General features: G+C 69.0%; 16 protein-coding genes and 3 tRNA genes. 8 read left to right on the top strand and 11 right to left on the bottom strand.

Going from position 1 to position 19,231, the window contains the following annotated elements; translation table 11 throughout:
- Window positions 1–17: 17 nt before the first annotated feature.
- From K309_RS0121175 to K309_RS0121165, 3 genes are read left to right on the top strand one after another with little or no spacing between them, the layout of a single operon-like run.
- A complete protein-coding gene (locus tag K309_RS0121175; RefSeq protein WP_029048280.1) occupies window positions 18–2,033 on the top strand; it encodes an acetyl-CoA carboxylase biotin carboxylase subunit in 2,016 nt (671 codons plus the stop codon).
- Complete coding sequence (locus K309_RS0121170; RefSeq protein ID WP_051320538.1) at window positions 2,030–3,844, top strand: acyclic terpene utilization AtuA family protein; 1,815 nt, start codon at window positions 2,030–2,032, stop codon at window positions 3,842–3,844. Before K309_RS0121175 ends, K309_RS0121170 begins: the two co-directional genes overlap by 4 nt.
- 30 nt (window positions 3,845–3,874) lie before the next feature.
- Window positions 3,875–4,873, top strand: a complete 999-nt coding sequence (locus tag K309_RS0121165) for a tripartite tricarboxylate transporter substrate binding protein (protein ID WP_029048278.1) — start codon at window positions 3,875–3,877, stop codon at window positions 4,871–4,873.
- Window positions 4,874–5,056: 183 nt separating this feature from the next.
- Here the strand turns inward: K309_RS0121165 and K309_RS0121160 are convergent, their stop codons facing one another.
- From K309_RS0121160 to K309_RS0121145, 4 genes are read right to left on the bottom strand one after another with little or no spacing between them, the layout of a single operon-like run.
- Window positions 5,057–6,208, bottom strand: coding sequence for an acyl-CoA dehydrogenase family protein (locus K309_RS0121160; RefSeq protein ID WP_029048277.1), 1,152 nt, complete (start codon window positions 6,206–6,208; stop codon window positions 5,057–5,059).
- Between the two features lie 9 nt (window positions 6,209–6,217).
- Entirely contained in the window at window positions 6,218–7,102 is an 885-nt protein-coding gene (locus K309_RS0121155) for an SDR family oxidoreductase (RefSeq protein WP_029048276.1), read from the bottom strand.
- A 31-nt stretch (window positions 7,103–7,133) separates the two neighbouring features.
- Window positions 7,134–8,132, bottom strand: a complete 999-nt coding sequence (locus K309_RS0121150) for a tripartite tricarboxylate transporter substrate binding protein (protein ID WP_029048275.1) — start codon at window positions 8,130–8,132, stop codon at window positions 7,134–7,136.
- Complete coding sequence (locus tag K309_RS0121145; protein ID WP_051320537.1) at window positions 8,129–10,288, bottom strand: acetate--CoA ligase family protein; 2,160 nt, start codon at window positions 10,286–10,288, stop codon at window positions 8,129–8,131. Before K309_RS0121145 ends, K309_RS0121150 begins: the two co-directional genes overlap by 4 nt.
- Window positions 10,289–10,593: 305 nt before the next feature.
- Between K309_RS0121145 and K309_RS0121140 the strand changes: the two genes are divergently transcribed.
- From K309_RS0121140 to K309_RS0121130, 3 genes are all read left to right on the top strand, one after another.
- A tRNA-Asn gene (locus K309_RS0121140) sits at window positions 10,594–10,669 on the top strand.
- 6 nt (window positions 10,670–10,675) lie between these two features.
- A tRNA-Gly gene (locus K309_RS0121135) sits at window positions 10,676–10,751 on the top strand.
- A gap of 29 nt (window positions 10,752–10,780) precedes the next feature.
- Window positions 10,781–10,855: transfer RNA gene (locus K309_RS0121130), tRNA-Thr, on the top strand.
- A 52-nt stretch (window positions 10,856–10,907) separates the two neighbouring features.
- Here the strand turns inward: K309_RS0121130 and tolA are convergent.
- Window positions 10,908–11,663 (bottom strand): cell envelope integrity protein TolA, encoded by a 756-nt coding sequence (tolA, locus tag K309_RS0121125; protein ID WP_029048273.1) that lies wholly within the window; start codon window positions 11,661–11,663, stop codon window positions 10,908–10,910.
- Between the two features lie 183 nt (window positions 11,664–11,846).
- Between tolA and K309_RS0121120 the strand changes: the two genes are divergently transcribed.
- Together K309_RS0121120 and K309_RS0121115 are read left to right on the top strand one after the other, a co-directional pair.
- A complete protein-coding gene (locus tag K309_RS0121120) occupies window positions 11,847–12,479 on the top strand; it encodes a TetR/AcrR family transcriptional regulator (protein ID WP_029048272.1) in 633 nt (210 codons plus the stop codon).
- A gap of 7 nt (window positions 12,480–12,486) precedes the next feature.
- The gene (locus K309_RS0121115; RefSeq protein WP_029048271.1) at window positions 12,487–13,596 is read left to right on the top strand and encodes an alkene reductase; all 1,110 of its coding nucleotides are present in this window, start codon (window positions 12,487–12,489) and stop codon (window positions 13,594–13,596) included.
- On the opposite strand, the gene K309_RS37005 is transcribed toward K309_RS0121115, so the two are convergent.
- The 6 genes from K309_RS37005 to K309_RS0121085 all read right to left on the bottom strand — a co-directional run bounded on the left by K309_RS37005 (window position 13,578) and on the right by K309_RS0121085 (window position 19,223).
- Window positions 13,578–13,991 (bottom strand): response regulator transcription factor, encoded by a 414-nt coding sequence (locus tag K309_RS37005; RefSeq protein ID WP_035878042.1) that lies wholly within the window; start codon window positions 13,989–13,991, stop codon window positions 13,578–13,580. The two genes, K309_RS0121115 and K309_RS37005, sit on opposite strands and share 19 nt — an antisense overlap.
- Before the next feature lie 45 nt (window positions 13,992–14,036).
- Window positions 14,037–14,315 (bottom strand): XapX domain-containing protein, encoded by a 279-nt coding sequence (locus K309_RS0121105; RefSeq protein WP_029048270.1) that lies wholly within the window; start codon window positions 14,313–14,315, stop codon window positions 14,037–14,039.
- Between the two features lie 31 nt (window positions 14,316–14,346).
- On the bottom strand, window positions 14,347–15,978 hold the full coding sequence (locus K309_RS0121100) for an MFS transporter (protein WP_029048269.1): 1,632 nt from the start codon (window positions 15,976–15,978) through the stop codon (window positions 14,347–14,349).
- 5 nt (window positions 15,979–15,983) lie between these two features.
- On the bottom strand, window positions 15,984–16,424 hold the full coding sequence (locus tag K309_RS0121095) for a DoxX family protein (protein ID WP_029048268.1): 441 nt from the start codon (window positions 16,422–16,424) through the stop codon (window positions 15,984–15,986).
- Window positions 16,425–16,446: 22 nt separating this feature from the next.
- Window positions 16,447–18,312, bottom strand: a complete 1,866-nt coding sequence (locus K309_RS0121090) for an amidohydrolase (protein WP_029048267.1) — start codon at window positions 18,310–18,312, stop codon at window positions 16,447–16,449.
- Between the two features lie 89 nt (window positions 18,313–18,401).
- Complete coding sequence (locus K309_RS0121085; protein ID WP_029048266.1) at window positions 18,402–19,223, bottom strand: alpha/beta fold hydrolase; 822 nt, start codon at window positions 19,221–19,223, stop codon at window positions 18,402–18,404.
- Window positions 19,224–19,231 lie beyond the last annotated feature (8 nt).

The following is a 19,231-nucleotide window of genomic DNA, read 5'->3' as shown; positions in this document are numbered from 1 at the left end:
CACCAACAGGAATTCCCATGTCTGCAACCAGCCGACCCTTCCATACGCTGCTCGTCGCCAACCGTGGCGAGATCGCGGTGCGCATCATGCGCACCGCGCGCCGCCTCGGGCTGGCCACCGTGGCCGTCTATTCCGAAGCCGACCGCCACAGCCCGCACGTGGCATTCGCGGACCGGGCGGTCTGCATCGGCGCCGCGGCGCCGCGCGAGTCGTACCTGAACATTGCCGCCATCATCGAGGCCGCCCGTGCCAGCGGTGCCGATGCCATCCACCCCGGCTACGGCTTCCTGGCCGAGAACGCGGCCTTTGCCGAAGCCATCGCCGCGGCCGGGCTGATCTTTGTCGGCCCGCCCGCCGAGGCGATCCGCGCCATGGGCAACAAGGCCGAGGCCAAGCGACTGATGCTGGCCGCCGACATGCCCTGCGTGCCGGGCTACCAGGGCGCGGCGCAGGACGACGCCACGCTGCTGGCCGAAGCCGGCACGATCGGTTACCCGCTGATGGTCAAGGCCGCGGCCGGCGGCGGCGGGCGCGGCATGCGGCTGGTGCGCGAGGCGGCGGCACTGCCCATGGCACTGGCAAGCGCGCGCTCCGAGGCCGTGGCCGCGTTCGGCTCCGGCGAGCTGATCCTGGAGCGCGCCGTGATCGCGCCGCGCCACGTGGAGATCCAGGTCTTTGCCGATACGCAGGGCAACGTCATCCATCTGGGCGAGCGCGACTGCTCCGTGCAGCGCCGCCACCAGAAGGTCATCGAAGAGGCGCCGTCGCCAGCGGTCGGCCCGGCGCTGCGCGCGCGCATGGGCGAGGCCGCGGTCCGGGCGGCAAGGTCGATCGGCTACCTCGGCGCCGGCACCATGGAGTTCCTGCTCGATGCCGACGGCAACTTCTACTTCATGGAAATGAACACGCGCCTGCAGGTCGAGCACGCGGTGACCGAGGCCATCACCGGTTTCGACCTGGTCGAATGGCAATTGCGCGTGGCGGCGGGAGAGCCGCTGCCGGTGACGCAGGACCAGGTGAAACTCAACGGCCACGCCATCGAGGTCCGCCTGACCGCCGAAGACGTGCCCGCGGGCTTCCTGCCGCAGGGCGGGCCGCTGCTGCGCTGGCGTCCGCCCGCCGCCGGCCGCGACGTGCGCGTCGACCATGCGCTGGAAGAGGGCGGCGCCATCCCCACGCATTACGATTCGATGGTAGCCAAGCTGGTCGCCCATGGCGCCGACCGCGAGGAAGCGCGCCGCAAGCTGCTGCGCGCGGTGGAAGACTGCGCGCTGCTGGGCGTGCCTAGCAACCAGGGTTTCCTCGCCGACTGCCTCGCCAATCCGGCCTTCGCGGGCAATGACGTGCACACCGGCTTCGTTGATGCGCACATGCAGGGCGCGCTGCAGGCGCCGCTGCCGCCGCTGCACGTGATGGCCAGCGCCGCGCTGGCCGCGTCGGGGCTGCTCGGCGACAACGGCAAGCCGGCTACGCTTGCGCGTGCCGCCGCCAGCGTGGTGCTGTACGCGGCCGGCAAGGCGTGGGAAGCGACCTTGCGCGTCGCCGCCGAAGGCTGGCGCGTGATGCTGCGCCAGCGCGAAGGTGACCAGCAGCCCGGCCAGCAGCCGGTCGCCTGCGCGCTGCGCGTGCTGCGCGCCGACGGCGACAGCGGCACGGCCCTGGTCGAATGTGACGGCGTGGCCTATCCGCTGGTGTTCGCCGCCGACAAGCAGGTGCTGCACCTGTTCCAGTGCGGCCGCGCCTGGCAGTTCCCGCTGCACGACCCGCGCCGCCGCCGCGATGCCGGCGATGCCGACGGGGTGCTGCAGGCACCGCTGACAGCGCGCATCGTCGCGGTCCACGTGGCGGAGGGCGAGCGCGTGGAAGCCGGCCAGCCGCTGGTGGTGCTGGAGGCAATGAAGATGGAGCACACCATCGCTGCGCCGTTTGCCGGCGTGGTCGCTGAACTGCCCGCGCGCGCCGGCGGACAGGCCAGCGCCGGTTCGCTGCTGGCGCGCGTCGAAGCCGATGTGGCGGCAAAGGAGCCAGCATGAGCGAACTCACCAATGCCGTAGTGGCCGACGCACACGCCGGCAAGACCGTGCGCATCGGCGGCGCTTCCGGCTTCTGGGGCGACTCCGCCATCGCCACGCCGCAACTGCTGGCCGTGCCCGGCCTGCAGTACCTGGTCTACGACTATCTGGCCGAAACCACCATGTCGATCCTGGCGCGCGCCCGCGCGAAGGATCCGGCGCTGGGCTACGCCACCGATTTCGTGCAGGCGGCGATGGGGCCCAACCTGGCCGGGATCCTTCAGCGAGGCGTCCGCGTGGTCGCCAACGCCGGGGGCCTCAACCCCCAAGCCTGCCGCGACGCACTGCTCAAGGTCGCCGCGCAGCAGGGCCTGCAACCGCGCATCGCCGTGGTCACCGGCGACGACGTGCAGCCCGGTTTCGCGCAATGGTGCGCCGACGGGCTCACCGATCTTGCCGGCGCGCCCGTGCCCACCACCGAGCCGTGGTCGGCCAACGCCTACACCGGCGCGCAAGGCATTGCCCGCGCGCTGGCGCTTGGCGCCGATATCGTCATCGCCGGGCGCTGCGTCGACAGCGCCGTGGTGGTCGGGGTTCTGGCGCATGAGTTCGGCTGGGACTGGACCGACTGGGACCGCCTTGCGGCCGGCACGCTCGCGGGCCATGTGATCGAATGCGGTGCGCAGGCCACCGGCGGGTTGTTTACCGACTGGGAACGCGTGCCAGGCTGGGACCGGATCGGCTACCCGGTGATCGACTGCGCGCACGACGGCAGCTTCGTGCTGAGCAAGCCTGACGGCACCGGCGGGCTGGTCGATCCGGCCGCGGTCGCCGAGCAGGTGCTTTACGAGGTGGGCGACCCCGCCAACTACCTGATGCCTGACGTAACGTGCGACTTCCGCATGGTCCGCACCGAGCTGGTCGAGCCGGGCCGGGTGCGTGTGAATGGTGCGCGCGGCAGGGCACCCGGCACCCACTACAAGGGCAACGCCACCTGGCAGGACGGCTTCCAGATCAGCCTGATGATGGCGATCCGCGGTATCGACGCCCCGGCCAAGGCCCGCCGCACCGCCGACGCGCTGCTGGCGCGCACCCGCGCCATGCTGGCCGAACGCGGCATGCCCGACTACACCGAGACCGTGGTCGAGCTGCTGGGCTGCGAATCGCAATATGGCCCCCATGCGCGTGAGCTGCCAACGCGCGAGGTGGTGCTGCGCATCGGCGCACGCCATCCGCTGGCGCGGGGCCTGAGCTTCCTGCAGCGCGAATGCTCGTCGGCGGGAACGTCGATGGCGGCCGGCACGCGCTCGTCCTTCGCGGGGCGTGTCGATATCCAGCCGGTGGTGAAGGTGTTCTCCTTCCTCGTGCCAAAGGCGGACGTGCCGATGCGCGTGGAATTCGACGGCGGCGTGATCACGCTGCCGAACGCCGCAACCAGCGCCACGCCGGAGGCGCCCGCGGTGGTCGACGCCCCGGCACTGCCTCCGGTCCCCGACGAACCGCGCGTGCAACGGCCGCTGGTCGCGCTGGCCTGCGCGCGCAGCGGCGACAAGGGCGACGACGAGAATATCGGCGTGATCGCCCGCAAGCCGGAATACCTGGCATTGCTGCGCGAGCAACTGACAGCGCAGGCCGTGCGCGCGTACTTTGCCCACCTGGTCGAGGGCGAGGTCGAGCGCTTCGACGTGCCCGGCCTGCATGCGCTGAACTTCCTGATGCATGGCGCGCTGGGCGGCGGCGGCGTGGCCAGCCTGCGCTCCGACCCGCTAGGCAAGAGCTATGCGCAGATGCTGCTCGATTTCCCGCTTTCCGTACCGCACAGCTGGGCATAGACCCGGCCAACCCTGACAAGGAGGAGACACATGACCCGATCGAAGCGCAATCCGCGCATCCGCTGCCTGCTGACGCTGGGCCTGCTGGCCGGCAGCCTCACCGGCGCCATGCCGGCCATGGCGCAAGGCGATGCCTACCCGAACCGGCCGCTCCGCGTGGTGGTGCCCTATACGCCCGGCGGCGTGTCCGACGCGGTGACGCGGCTGGTCATGCAGAAGCTGTCCGAGCGCATCGGCCAGCCGGTGGTGGTGGAAAACCGCGCCGGCGCCAACGGCATGATCGGCTCGGAAAACGTCGCCAAAGCGACGCCGGATGGCTATTCGCTGCTGGTCGTGGTCGCGGCCCACGCGATCAACCCGAGCCTGTACGCGAAGATGAGCTATGACCCGGTCAAGGACCTGACCGGCGTCAGCATGATCGGCCGGATCCCGCTGCTGCTGGTCGGCAGCGCGCAACTGCCGCCGACCAGCGTCAAGGAGCTGGTGGGCTGGGGCAAGGCCAACCCAGACAAGATGACCTTTGCGTCGAGCGGCACCGGCTCCGGCGCGCACCTGGCGGGGGAACTGTTCGCGCAGGCGGTCGGCATGAAGATGACGCATGTGCCGTACAAGGGCATTTCGCCGGCATTGCCCGACCTGTTCTCCGGGCAGGTCGCGGTGATCTTCGATTCGGTGCAGACCATGATGCCGCAGGTGAAGGCGGGCAAGGTGCGCGCGCTGGCCATTACCAGCCCGGCGCGCTGGCCGGCCGCGCCGGACGTGCCGACCATGGCCGAGGCAGGCTTCCCGGCGGTGACGGCGGGCAGCTGGATCGGCCTGCTGGCGCCCGCGAAAACGCCGCCGGCGCTGCTGGCGAAGCTGTCGGCGGAGATGGATGCCGTGCTGCAGCAGCCGGACGTGCGCGCGCGGCTGATCGACTACGGCATCGATCCGGTCGGCGGCAAGCCCGAGCAGTTCCAGGCCTTTATCAGGACCGAAGCGGTGCGCTGGGGCGAGGTGGTGAAGAGGAGCGGGGTGAAGCTGGAATAAGCAGGGCTGTTTGCTTCCCTCTCCCGCTTGCGGGAGAGGGGCTGGGGAGAGGGCCGGTGCATGGCAAGCACCGTGGCGCTTCACTTCGTGGCAACTCCCGCCCTCTACCCCGCCCCTCTCCCATAAATGGGAGAAGGGAGACAACATTGGCAGCCTTTGACGTTGTCAGCGGCCGCCCGGCGCTCAGAGCCCCAGCTGCTTCGCCGCCAGGTCCTTCATGATTTCCTCGGCGCCGCCGCCGATCATCATCACCTTGACCTCGCGATACAGGCGCTCCACGCGGCTGCCGCGCATATAGCCCATCCCCCCGAGCAGTTGCACCGCGCGGTCGGCGCAGAACTGGAAGGTCCGCGTGGCCATGTTCTTCGCCATCGCGATCTGCGCCACCGGCGCGGCGCCATCGTCCAGGCGCGCGGCGAGGTCGTCGAGCAGGGCGCGCGTGGATTCGATGCGGGTGGCCATGTCGACCAGCTGGTGGCGCACCACCTGGTGGTCGGCCAGCCGCTTGCCGAAGGTATGGCGCTCTCGTGCCCACGCCAGCGCATCGTGGAAGCACACCTGCGCGTAGCCGCAGGCCGCCGCCGCGAGCGCCAGGCGCTCGTGGTTGAAGTTGCGGGTGATGGCGGCAAAGCCCTTGCCTTCCTCGCCGACCAGGTTTTCCACCGGCACGCGGCAATCCTCGAAGAACAGCTGCGCGGTGTCGGACGCCCACCAGCCCATCTTCTTCAGCGGCGTGCGGCTCAACCCCGGCGTATCGCCTTCGATCAGCAGCAGCGACACGCCGCCGGAGCCCGGACCGCCGGTGCGCACGGCCACGGTGAAGTAGTCGGCGCGCATGCCGGAGGTGATATAGAGCTTGGTGCCGTTGACGACGTAGTGATCGCCTTCGCGGCGCGCGCTGGTCGACAGCCGGGCCACGTCGGAGCCGGCGTCGGGCTCGGTGATCGCCAGCGCGGAGATCTTCTCGCCCGACAGGATCCGCGGCAGCACGCGCGCCTTCAGCGCCTCGCTGCCCACCGCGGCGATCGGCGGCGCGCCGATGGTGTGCGAGAACAGCCCCGAGGCGATCCCGCCCGAGCCGCCCCAGGCGCGCTCCTCGAACAGGATCATGCGGTAGAAGGCGTCGCACGGCGCGCCGCCGTATTCCTCGGGAAAGCCCGGCTGCAGCAGGCCGGCTTCCGCGGCCTTGCGGTACAGCTCGCGCGGGAAGCTGCCGGCTTCGTCCCAGGCTTCGGCATTGGGCGCGACTTCCTTCTCAAAGAAGCGCCGCACGCTGGCGCGGAAGGCTTCATGATCCGCGCTGTAATAGCGCGGATTGGGCGGTTGCAGGGTCATGGTGTTCGCTTACTCGTTGGATGGCGTCAGGCATTGCGGCAGCGTGTAGAGCGGGAAGCCGTTGTATGGCTGCGAGCGCCGATGCTCGGGCTGCGGCCAGGTGTGCTTGGCGTTGGGCACGCCGCCGTCTACGCGCAGGGTCGAGCCGGTGATGAAGGCCGCCGCCGGCGACAGCAGGAACACCACCGCCGCGGAAACCTCGGCCTCGGTGCCCAGGCGCTGCAGCGGCACCTTGCGCGCCAGCTGGCGGATCTTGGCCTGGAATTCGGGCGGATAGGTGTCAAAGCCGCTGGACGCAATCCATCCCGGCGCCACAGCGTTGACGCGCACACCGGCGGCGGCCCATTCGCACGCCGCGGTCTCGGTGAACGACAGCATGCCCGCGCGCGCAGCGCCCGAATGGCCCATGCCCGGCATGCCATTCCACATGTCGGCAATGATGTTGACGATGGCGCCGCCGTTGGCTTCCATCCATTGCGTGAAGCATTCGCGCGCCACCAGGAAGCCGCCGGTCAGGTTGTTGCGCACCACGGCTTCCCAGCCCTTCAGGCTGATATCGCGCAGCGGCGAAGGGAACTGCCCGCCGGCGTTGTTGAACAGGCCGTCGATGCTGCCGTGCGCCGCCAGCACCGCAGCCACGGTCTCGCGCACCTGTGCCTCGTCGCGGATATCGCAGCTGTGCAGCGTCAGTCGGCCGGCGGCGTCGGGTTCGGCGGCGATGATTTCCTCGCGGACCTGTTCCAGCTTTTCCAGCTTGCGTCCGGCGAGCGCCACGCGCGCGCCCAGGCTGGCCAGTTCATGCGCGGTGCAGCGGCCAATGCCGCTGCCGGCGCCGGTGACCAGCACGGTACGGCCGGCGAACAGGCCGGAGTGGAAGACGGATCGATATTGCATGCGGGCTCCGTGATCGGGCTGGGATTGGGCATCAAGGGTTGGCGGTCAGGCCCAGGCGCTTGACCAGCTTGCCCTGGCTTTCATAGCGCTGGCGCGCGAACGCGGCGTAGTCGGCGCTGTTCAGGTAGGCGTTCTCCTGGTCGAGCCGCTCCAGCAGCTTCTGCATCGCCGGCTCGTTGAGCGCCTTGCGGAAGGCGTCGTGCAGCACCTGCACGGACTGCGCGTCCATGTCGCGCGGGCCGGCGATGCCGAACGGCGAGTTGGATACGATGTCGAGGCCGACATCGCGCAGCGTCGGCACGCGCGGCCAGCGGCGCGAATGCTCGGCGGTCCAGAGCACCAGCCAGCGCGCCTTGGCGCTGTCGACATACGGACCGATGCCGCCGGCCGTGACGCCCAGGTCGATATGCCCGCCCATCAGCGCGGCGATGATCTCGGACTCGCCCTTGTAGGGCACATGGTTGAACTGGATGCCGAGCTTCTGCCCGATCTCTTCCATGGTCACGTGCATGGTGCCGTTGGTGCCGGTGCTGCCGTAGCTGATCTTGCCGGGGCGGCGCCGCGCATCGTCGATCATTTCCTGCCACGATTTCCACGGCGCGTCGGCGCGCGCCGCGACGCCCAGCGTGTAGCCGGTCAGGTGGATCACGTAGGTGAAGTCGCGCAGCGGGTCGAATTGCGTCTTTTGCAGGTGGGGCAGGCGGAACACCGGTTCCGGGATCACGGTGAGGGTGTAGCCGTCGGGTTTGGCGCGCGCGACCACGTTGGCGCCCAGCACGCCGGCGGCGCCGGGCTTGTTCTCCACGACGACGGGCTGGCCCAGCGTCTTGCTGGCGCTGTCGGCCAGCGTGCGCACCAGCGTATCGGTGGCGCCGCCGGCCGCGAACGGCACGATCAGCGTGACCGGCCGCGCGGGGAAATCGGCCGCCCGCGCGGCGCCCGGGGTCAGCATACCCAGCGTGCCCAGGGTGCCCAGGCCCAGCAGCGCCAGCGTGTCGCGCCGGCGGGTGTCGATGGTGTCGTCTCTCATTGCCGGTCTCCGTCGTGGTTCGGCTGTGTCAGCACCAGCGCGTCCAGCGCGACCGCACCGCGGCCGGCTTCGCGCACCAGCAGGGGATTCACTTCCATTTCCGCGAGCGAGCCGCCGAGCGCCATCGCGGCGTCGGACAGCGCGGCAATGGCGTCCGCGGCCGCGTCGATATCGGCCGGAGGCTTGCCGCGGAAGCCGGTCATCAGCCGGTAGCCGCGCAGGCTGGCGAGCATCTCGCGGGCCATGGCGCGGTCCACCGGCAGCAAGCGGTGCGCGACGTCGTGGAAGACTTCGGTAAAGATCCCGCCCAGGCCGACTGTCATGGCCGGGCCAAACACCGGGTCGCGCGTGAGGCCGACGATCAGCTCGCAGACGCCGCTGGCCATCTGCTGAACCAGCACGCCGCGCTGGCGCGCATCCGGCTTGGCTTGCGTCGCGGCGGCAACCACTTCTGCGGCGGCATCCTGCACCTGCTGCGCATCGCGCAGGCCGAGCCGCACGCCGCCGACCTCGGTCTTGTGGGCGATGTCGGGGCTGAGCACCTTTACCGCCACCGGGAAGCCGAGGCTCGCGGCGGCGCGTGCGGCATCGGCGGGAGTGGCCGCGACGGCTTCCACGCCGATCGGCACCCCGAAACCCGCGAGCCAGTGCTTGGCCTGATACTCGTCCAGCGCGGTAGCGGGCAGTTCTTCCGTCTGCGGACGGTCGGCAGCCTGCGCGCGCTGGGCCATCCAGTGCGCAGTCCGTGCCTGCGTGCCGAGCCAGCCCACATACGTGCCCAATGCCTTGGCCGCGCGCGCCACGTCCGGAAACACCGCCACGCCGGCCGCGGCCAGCCTGGCGCGGCTGGCCGGCTCGCCGGTGGTCGCGACGACGATCAGCCGGTTCGTCTTGCCCGCCACGTCGATCAGTTCATCCGCCACGCGGTCGAGCAGGTAGGCGGTGGCGTACAGGAAGATCACGTCCACGCCGTCGACCGCCGCGAGGTTGTCGAGCACGGCATACGCAAGGCCGCTGCGGTTGAACAGCTGGCCGGTCAGGTCGACCGGGTTGGCCACCGAGCCGATCTCCGGCACAGCGCTCTGAAGGCGCTGCTGCACCGGCTCGGGCAGGCACGGCACGTCCAGCCCGGCGGCGCTGAGCAGGTCGGCGGACAGCGCACCCATCGCACCCGACACCGACGCCACCACCACGCGGCGGCCCGCGCTGCGTTGGCGGAAGCCCGACAGGTAGGCCAGGTCGGTCAGGTGGCTCGGGTCGCTGGCCTGCATCGCGCCGACCTGGGCAAACGCGGCGCGGTAGATGGCCTGGTTGCCGGCCAGCACGGCGGTGTGTGACTGGGTGGCAGCCGAGCCGGCCTCGCTTTCGCCGGCCTTCAGCACGATCAGCGGCTTGTCCGCCGCGCGCAACCGCGCCGCGGCGTCGATAAAGCGCGGGCCGCTGCGCAGGCCCTCGATGTAGCCGACCACGGCACCGGTCCGGGCATCGTCGGCCAGGTAGTCGAGGTAGTCGGCGTAGTCCAGGCAGGCTTCGTTGCCGGTATTGATGAACTGGTGGAAGCCCACGTCCATCTGCCTGCCGGTGGCATAGACGATGGCGCAGACATTGCCGCTCTGCGTCAGCAGGCTGACTGCGCCGGGGCCGTCCTGCGGCGGGTAGGCGCGGAAGGTGGTGGCAAAGGCGGTGATGGCGCGCGTGGTCAGGTTGGCCAGCCCCATGCAGTTGGGGCCGGCGATGGCCATGCCGCTCTCGCGCGCGAAGGCGGTCAGCGCGGCCTGGCGCGCGACGCCGGCTTCGCCGGCCTCGGCGAAGCCTGACGCATAGAGGATGGCGGCCCGGATGCCGCGGGCATGGCAGCGCCGCAGCTGCGGCAGCACTTCGTCGGCGCCGAGCGCCAGCACCGCCACGTCCGGCACCGCCGGCAGGGATTCCACATCGGGATAGCAGGCCAGCCCGGCGATCTCGGCATAACGCGGATTGACCGGGTAAACCTGCCCCTGGTAGCCAAGGCGCTGCAGGTGGTCCAGCGCCACGCCGCCGATGCGGCTGGTATCGCGCGAGGCGCCGATGATGGCGATCGAGGCGGGCTCAAGCAGTTGCGCCAGTGCGGTGCGATCGGCGCGTTCCGGTGGCCGCGCCGTGTTGGGAATAGGCATCGTTGTCTCCATCCTTCCTCTGCCGGAAGGTGACCCGATTCAAGCGTATCGGGTGGGCGGGGACAAGCGAGCTGGCGTTCAGTGTGCACAATGTGCACAGATTCCGGATCGACCGGCAACGGTGGGCAACGGTGATACGGCAACGGCCTGTTGGACGATGTGGGTAGCCTCGAGATTGTCTCGAGAGCAGCGCCGCCACCAGGCGGCCATGACGGCGGCACGTTCTGCGGATTTTTGTCGTTGACCCCTTTCAAAACCCGCCAACGTTGTTGTAGAATCCGCGCTTCGCTGAAAACACGATGAATTCCCCGATAGCTCAGTCGGTAGAGCGACGGACTGTTAATCCGCAGGTCCCTGGTTCGAGCCCAGGTCGGGGAGCCAAAGTACGCGGGAGTAGCTCAGTTGGTAGAGCGCAACCTTGCCAAGGTTGAGGTCGCGAGTTCGAGACTCGTCTCCCGCTCCAAATCTTCCGGTCTTCGCCGGAGCGTGCGCGCCCATGTGGCTCAGTGGTAGAGCACTCCCTTGGTAAGGGAGAGGTCGGCAGTTCGATCCTGCCCATGGGCACCACCCCTTCCTGCTTGTTTCCCTTCTTTGTGTTTCGTCTTGCACGGCGCCGCGGCTAGCCGCCCAGGTCCTTGGGCCAGAACGTGATGTTGATGCTGGAGGGCGCGACGCCGTTCTCGTCGCGCGGCAGCGGGTCCGAGCGCGCGACCGCGCGCAGCACGGCATTGTCCCACCCGGCGTTGCCGCTCGACTTGGCCAGCCGCGTCGACAGCACCGAGCCGTCCGGCGCCATATGCACCGCCACCACCGCCGCCGGGTTGCCGGCGACGTCATCGCTGAAGATGATGTTCGGCTTGACCCGCTGCCGGACCCGCTCGGCATAGCCAGACGAAGGCCGCGCGGAGGTGCCTGAGCCGGTTCCCGCGTTGGCACGGCCCGCCTGTGCCTGCAGGCGGGCCAGTTCGCCCTGGCGCCGCGTGTTGTTAGCCTGGCGTTGCTCTGCCTCTGCCTTGCGTTGTGCCTCCTTGCGCGCCGCCTCGGCGCGGGCCTGGTTTTCACGCTGCCGTGCCTGCTGGGCTTCGTCGCGGGCGGCGCGCTCGGCCTTGCGCTGCTTTTCCTGAAGGGAAATATCGGCGTCTTCCTCTTCGACAGGCTTGAGTGTCGGCACGGGCGTGACCGCTGGGGGTGGCGTGACCACCTCGGGTACGGGCTCCCACAGTTCGGCTGTCACGCCTTCTGGCACTGCGTTGCGCCAGCGCACGCCGTAGTAGAGCAAGGCACCCAGCAACAGGTGCATCAGCAAGGCCAGCAGGAAGCACCGCATGGTGCCCCGTTCCGGCACCGGCTGGTAGGGATAGGCGACAGCGTGCATGGCGGTGGCTGCGGCGGAATACGGGCCGCTTGTCCAGGAGGCAACTTCATTCTATGAAGTGCGGCCTGCCGAACCAAGGTAGAGGGAACGGCATCTTCACCAGAAAAACTGCGTTATCAGTGGCTGATTCACCACTTTATTGGCGTTTGACTTTTTAAGACGACTGGTCATATTATCGAACCCATGGCCCGCACCGCAGACAAGACCGATATCCCGAACCGCCTGACGAAGGCAGGGCGCGAACTCTTTTCGCGCCACGGCTATAACGCCACCGGCATCCAGCAGATCACCGACCATGCCGGCGTGCCGAAAGGGTCGTTCTACAACCATTTCGACAGCAAGGAAGCGTTCGCCGCGGCGATCATCGCGCAGTACGCGGCGTACCTGCAGCGGTCGTGGGAAGCCATGATGGAAGCGGCGCCGCCGCAGCCGATGGCGGCGATCCGCTACGTGTTCGACCAGATGATTGCCCACCATGAAGCCGGGACGGAGCACGCCGGCTGCCTGGTCGGCAATTTCGCCGCGGAAATCGCCTCGTCCAGCGAGACCTGCCGTGCGGCACTGCAGGCGGCGCAACTGGCCTGGCGCGAGCGCCTGGCCGGGATGATCGCCGAAGCCCAGGCGGACCACGCCATCCGCACCGATATCGCAGCCGCCGAACTGTCCGGCCTGGCCTGGGATACCTGGGAAGGCGCCTTGCTGCGGATGAAACTCGAACGCTCGGCCGAGCCGCTGCGCCGCAGCGTCGACCTGATGTTCAACCACCTGTTCCAGCCCTCCGCCGCGGCGGTCGGCCAATCACCAACCTCGGAGTAAGCCATTCATGGGTGCACAGAACGAAGCCTTTCTCGCCAATGCGCTGTTCCAGCCGGTCAGGCTGGGCAAGCTTGAGCTCGCCAACCGCATGGCCATGGCGCCGCTCACGCGCAGCCGCGCCGACGATGACCTGGTGCCGACCGACATGGTGGTCGAGTACTACAGCCAGCGCGCCAGCGTGGGCCTGATCATCGCCGAGGCCACTCAGGTCTCGACCACGGCCCAGGGCTACACCAATACGCCGGGCATCTATACGCCCGAACAGATCGCCGCGTGGAAGGAGGTGACCGACGCGGTGCACGCGAAGGGCGGCAGGATCTTCCTGCAGATCTGGCACACCGGGCGCATGTCGCACACGCATTTCCAGCCGGACAACCAGGCGCCGGTGGCGCCGTCGGCCATCGCGGCCAATGCCAAGACTTTCATCAACGGCCAGGGATACGTCGAATGCTCGCTGCCGCGTGCGCTGGAGGTGGACGAGATTGCCGGCATCGTCGATGACTTCCGTACCGCCGCGGCGAACGCCATCCGCGCCGGCTTCGACGGTGTTGAAGTGCATGGTGCCCACGGCTACCTGCTCGATGCCTTCCTGCGCGACGGCACCAACAAGCGCACCGACACCTACGGCGGCAGCGTCGAGAACCGCGCGCGCTTCCTGCTCGAAGTCATGGCCGCGGTGATCGCGGAGATCGGCGCCGACCGTGTCGGCGTGCGCCTGGCGCCGGTGTCGCCGGTCAACGACGCGGTGGAAAGCAACCCGAAGCCGCTGTTCGAGCATGTCGTGCGCGAACTGGAAAAGCTGCACCCGGTGTACATCCATGTGGTGGAAGGCCACACCGGCGGACCGCGCGACAATGTGCCGTTCGACTATGAAGCGCTGCACCGGCTGTACAGCGGCGTCTGGATGGTCAACAACGGCTACTCGAAGGAGATGGCCGAGGAAGCCATCCGCGGCGGCCGCGCCGACATGGTGTCGTTCGGCCGCAAGATGATCACCAACCCCGACCTGCCGCGCCGCTTCCGCGAGAACCAGCCGCTCAACCAGCCGTTCGAGGATGCTTCGCTCTATGGCGGAAGCGGCCCGCACGGCTACGTCGACTATCCGGCGCTGGCCTGACCCCGGCCGGGCCGTGAAGGCCTCCGGGGCATCGCCAGCGCACGCTCGATGCACCGGAGCAGATCGGTATCGCCGAACGGCTTGCCGAGGAAGCAGGCCGCGCCCGCGTCCCGCGCGCGCTGCGCGAAGTCCCGCAGGTCGAACGCCGTCATGAAAATGACCGGCATGCGCAAGCCGCGCGCGTGCAGCGCTTCACACAGCGCGAAGCCGTTCATGCCGGGCATCTGCACATCCGTGATCACGCAGTCGATGCCGTCGATCGACGGCGACTGCAGCAGTGCCGGCCCACCCGCGTACAACTCCACCGCCATGCCGAAGGCGCGCACCAGCCCGCCCATGGCATGCCGCACGGCAGCGTCGTCGTCGACGATGGCAATGACCGGCGTGGCATTCACACGGATTCCCTGAGGCCCTTGAGCCAGGCGCGTGACCGGTGCCGGTCAGTGCGTTGCGTCGTCCGCGGGCGTCTTGCTGGCGGCGTTCAGCGTGGGGCCGGGGGCGCCGGTGATCTTGGGCACGCATTCCGAGTGGAACCACGCAATGGTGACGGGCTCCCCGGCGAGCAGGCGCTTGACCGGCGGCACCACCTGTTCGCCGATCAGCATGCCGAGCAGGCCGATCAACGCCACCACGGGCGGCGCCGGCGAACGGACCTGCATCAGCGCGTAGATGATGCCGACGAGGATGCCGGCGCCGAGGGAGACAAGGTAAAGCTTCATCGGAAAGACTCCAATAGAAGATGCACGAGGATCAGTGGCGAGCCGCAGGGGCCGGAGGCAATCCGACGCCGAGCAGGTGCCGCACGCGCGGCGGCTTGTCGCCGACATGGAAGCGGGTGACCTCGCGCTGCAGATCTGCGTCGGCATGGGGCACGCGCTCGTGCTGGCGCAAATGCTCGGCCCACGATTCGACCAGGAACCACTCTGTCAGCAGTTCTGGATCGGCCGGGTCTTCCATCACGCCCCAGTTGAAGGCGCCGTCGCGCAGCCGTTCCTCGGAAAGCTGGTGGACCGCGCGCAGGAACGCGTCGCGGTCTGGCGCGCGGACGCAGTACTCGATCAGGATCATGACCGGGCCGCGGTCATGCGCGATATCGGCGGCGCCTTCGGGCTCGGGCCAGTGCCGTGCCGGCCCCAGGTCCTCTTCGCCGCGGGGCAGGCGCAGCCGGTGCAGCAGCAGCGCTGCCGCCAGCATGCCGGCGGCCGCCACCAGCAGCCCGCCGGGCGTGCCCAGCGCCTGCGCGACAAAGCCCCACACCAGGCTGCCAGCGGCCATCGCGCCGTTGAAGACCATCTGGTAGACCGCCAGCGCGCGGCCGCGCACCCAGTTGGGCAAGATCGCCTGCGCCACGCCGCCCAGCGTCGTCAGCGCGATGATCCATGCCGCCCCCAGGAACAGCAGCAGCAACAGTGCGATCCAGACCGGCGGCGCCATGCATAGCCCGGCCATCACCACCGCGGTGGTGATGGCAGACAGCAGCATCAGCCCGTCGGCGTCCAGCCGCCGCTGCAGCCGCGGCATGACCAGTGCGCCGAGGATCGCGCCCACCCCGACCGCGCCCAGCATCACGCCATAGAGGCTGGCGCCCCCCTTCAGCAGTTGCCTGGCCACCAGCGGCAACAGTGCCCAGATGCTGCTGCCGAAGGCAAAGTACACCGCGGCCCGCGCGAGCACGACATGCAGCTTGCTGTGGGCGCGGGTAAAGCGCAGCCCGGCGCGGAACGCCCCCAGGAAATGCTCGCGCAGCGGGTCGGCGGTGCGCGCCGGGCGCTTCCACCACAGCAGCGCGGCGATCACGAAGACATAGCTGAGCAGGTCCATGCCATACTTGACCGCCGCGCCGAACGCCGCCAGCAGCAGGCCGCCGGCAGCCGGGCCGATGGCGCGGGCGATGTTGACACCCAGCGAGTTGAGCGCAACCGCGTGCTTGAGTTCTTGCTGCGGCACCAGCTCGGGCACGATCGACTGCCACGTCGGCCCCATCAAGGCCGCACCGACACCGCCCAGGAAAGCCATGCCGATCAGGATCTCGATCGTCAGCGCGTTGCGCCAGGCCAGCATCATCAGCGTGCCGCTGACCAGCGCCAGCCCGACCTGGATCGCGATCAGGAAGCGGCGCCGGTCGAGGATGTCGGACAGCACGCCGGCCGGGATCGCCAGCAGGAATACCGGCAAGGTCGCCGCGGCCTGGATCGTTGCGACCGCGGCCGGCGACGACGACAGGTCGGTGGCCAGCCAGGCGCTGGCCACGTCGCGCATGAAGCTGCCGACGTTGCCGAGAATGGTGGCCGCCCACAGCACGGCAAACGTGGCCTGCGCCAGCGGCGCGAAAGCGCCGCCGTCGGCGGGGCGGGAAGGGGAGTCCGTCACTTGCTCTGCCATCTTGGTCAGCCCTGCCTGAATGCGCGCTCGCGCAGGTCGTGCCAGGCCACCAGCAGGAAGCCGCCGGCCAGGCCCAGGTGCTCGAAGAACGCGTTGGTCATCATGAAGCGGGCTTCTGGCGGGACTTCCCAGAAGCGGTTGGCGATGAAGGTCGCGCCGACCGTGAATGCCGCCAGCGCCAGCGCCCCCAGCCAGCGCTGCCAGCCCAGCAGGATCATGGCGCAGGCGCCCAGCTCGAGGACGATGGTAGCGACTGCCATCGGCACCGGCGGATTCAGGCCGAAGTGCCGCATCTCGGCCACCGCGCCGGGAAAGTCGGCCAGCTTGAACAGGCCGCCCTGCAGGTAGGCCGCGCACAGCAGCAGCAGGGCCAGCCAATGCATCCAGCCCGGCAGCCCGGTGGCGCCGGTGGGCGCCTGGGGAACGGAAGTCATCGGTTCAGGCATGGCCGGTCTCCGTTGGCCGCGGTCAGAAGGCCCAGCATGAGCAGCCCAGCGCGCCCCAGAACGTGCTCTCGTCGGATGCCGGCACGCCAGCGGTCCAGGCCCTGGCATGCGCATGGCCATGGACGCCGCACGAACTCGCGCACCCGCACGCCGTGTTCAGCGCCAGCTTGCGCGCTTCCGGCCGCGGCTGGTAGCCGCCGACGTGGCGCACCGGCGACCAGTCGGGCATCGGGGGAGGCAGCGCCGGCGACAGCTTGCTGAAGTCGGCGTCGCCGTAGACTACCTTGCCGCCCAGGATGGTCAGCACCGAGGTGATGTCCTGGATCTCGTCGCCGGGCACGCTGAAGTAATCGGCCGACAGCACCGCCAGGTCGGCGAGCTGGCCCGCCTTGATCTGGCCCTTCTTGCCGACTTCCGAGGAGAACCACGTGTTGGCCTCGGTCCACAGCCGCAGCGCGGTTTCGCGGTCGAGCAGGTTGGCCTGCGGGTACATCGCCATGCCGCCCACGGTCTTGCCGGTGGTGAGCCAGTACAGCGACACCCACGGGTTGTACGAGGCCACGCGCGTGGCATCGGTGCCGGCGCCGACCTTCACGCCTTTTTCCAGCATCTTCTTTACCGGCGGCGTGGCCTCGGCGGCGCGCGCGCCGTAGCGCTCGACAAAATATTCGCCCTGGTAGGCCATGCGGTGCTGCACGGCGATGCCGCCGCCAAGCGCGGCGATGCGGTCGATATTGCGCTCGGAAATGGTCTCGGCGTGGTCGAAGAACCAGTTCAGGCCGTTGAACGGGATGTCCTTCGCGACCTTTTCATAGACATCGAGCGCACGGGAGATGGTCTGGTCGTAGGTGGCATGCAGCCGCCACGGCCAGCGCTTTTCCGCGAGCAGGCGGATCACCGGCTCCAGGTCGGCCTCCATCGACGGCACCATGTCGGGGCGCTCGACGCGGAAGTCCTCGAAGTCGGCCGCGGTGTAGACCAGCATTTCGCCGGCGCCATTGTGGCGGTAGAGGTCGTCGCCCTGGCCCGGCTTGACCTTGGCGGTCCAGGTCTTGAAGTCGTTCAGTTCTTCCTTGGGCTTTTGCGTGAACAGGTTGTACGCCAGCCGCACCGTCAGCTGCCCGTCCTTGTGCAGCTCTTCGATGATGCTGTAGTCCTCCGGGTAGTTCTGGTACCCGCCGCCGGCATCGATCACGCCGGTCACGCCCAGCCGGTTGACCTCGCGCATGAAATGGCGCGTCGAGTTCTTCTGGTATTCGGGCGGCAGCTTGGGGCCCTTGGCCAGCGTCGCGTACAGGATGGTAGCGTTGGGCTTGGCGAGCAGCAGGCCCGTGGGATTGCCGCGCGCATCGCGCACGATCTCGCCGCCGGGCGGGTTGGGCGTGTCCCTGGTATAGCCGACCGCGCGCAGCGCCGCGCCGTTGAGGATGGCGCGGTCGTACAGGTGCAGGATGAATACGGGGGTATCGGGCGCCACCGCGTTCAGTTCGTCGATGGTCGGTAGCCGCTTCTCGGCGAACTGGTGCTCGGTGAAGCCGCCGACCACGCGCACCCATTGCGGCGCCGGCGTGCGCGCGACCTGGTCCTTGAGCATGCGCATGGCATCGGCCAGCGAGCGCACGCCGTCCCAGCGCAGCTCCATGTTGTAGTTCAGGCCGCCGCGGATGATGTGCATGTGGCTGTCGATCAGCCCGGGGATGGCCCGCCGGCCGTTCAGGTCCACGATCTGCGTCTGCGCGCTGCCCAGCTTCATGACGTCCTGGCGCGTGCCGACGGCCACAAAGCGCCCGTCGCGGATAGCCACGGCGTCTGCCTGCGGGTTGGATTTGTCGAGCGTGGTGAACTTGCCGTTGACGAGGATGAGGCTGGGTGCGGTGCTGGGCTGCATGCCGAAGATCTCCGGGGAAACGGCCGCGCCGAGCGCGGCCGCGGTGCCAATGAACTGCCGGCGGGTAAAACGGCCTCGCGACATCGAACTCAGCCCTTCAGGAAGGCGAGCAGGTCGGCATTGACCTGGTCGGCGTTGACCACGCACATGCCGTGCGAGGCGCCGGGGTAGACCTTGAGCGTCGCGCCCTTGACCAGCTCGGCGGCGCGCCGGGCCGAGGCGTCGATCGGCACGATCTGGTCGTCGTCGCCATGCAGGATCAGCGTGGGCACGTCGATCTTCTTCAGGTCCTCGGTGTAGTCGACCTCGGAGAACTCGCGGATGCAGGCGTATTGCCCGACGATGCCGCCGGCCATGCCTTGCGCCCAGAAGGCATCGATCGTGCCCTGCGAGACCCTGGCGCCCGGACGGTTGAAGCCGAAGAACGGCACCGCCAGGTCCTGGTAGAACTGCGAGCGGTTCTCGGCCACGCCCTTGCGGATGCCGTCGAACACGTCCAGCGGGAGCCCACCGGGGTTGGCGTCGGTCTTCAGCATCAGCGGCGGCACCGCGCCGATCAGCACCGCCTTGGCCACGCGTTTGGTGCCGTGACGGCCGATGTAGTGCGCCACCTCGCCACCGCCGGTGGAGTGCCCGACCAGCACCGCGTCGCGCAGGTCCAGCGCTTCGATCAGCGCGGCGAGGTCGTCCGCATAGGTGTCCATGTCGTTGCCCTGCGCGGGCTGGTCCGAGCGGCCGTGGCCGCGGCGGTCATGGGCAATCACGCGGAAGCCCTGGCGCGCGAGAAACAGCATCTGCGTGTCCCATGCATCGGCATGCAGCGGCCAGCCATGCGAGAACACGACCGGCTGGCCCGCGCCCCAGTCCTTGTAGAAGATGCGGGTACCGTCTTGGGTGGTGATGGTTTTCATCGATCAGG

The sequence above is a fragment of the Cupriavidus phytohabitans genome (assembly GCF_000426345.1).
Taxonomy (GTDB): Bacteria; Pseudomonadota; Gammaproteobacteria; order Burkholderiales; family Burkholderiaceae; genus Cupriavidus.
This window is presented reverse-complemented; position numbering and strand designations above follow the sequence as displayed.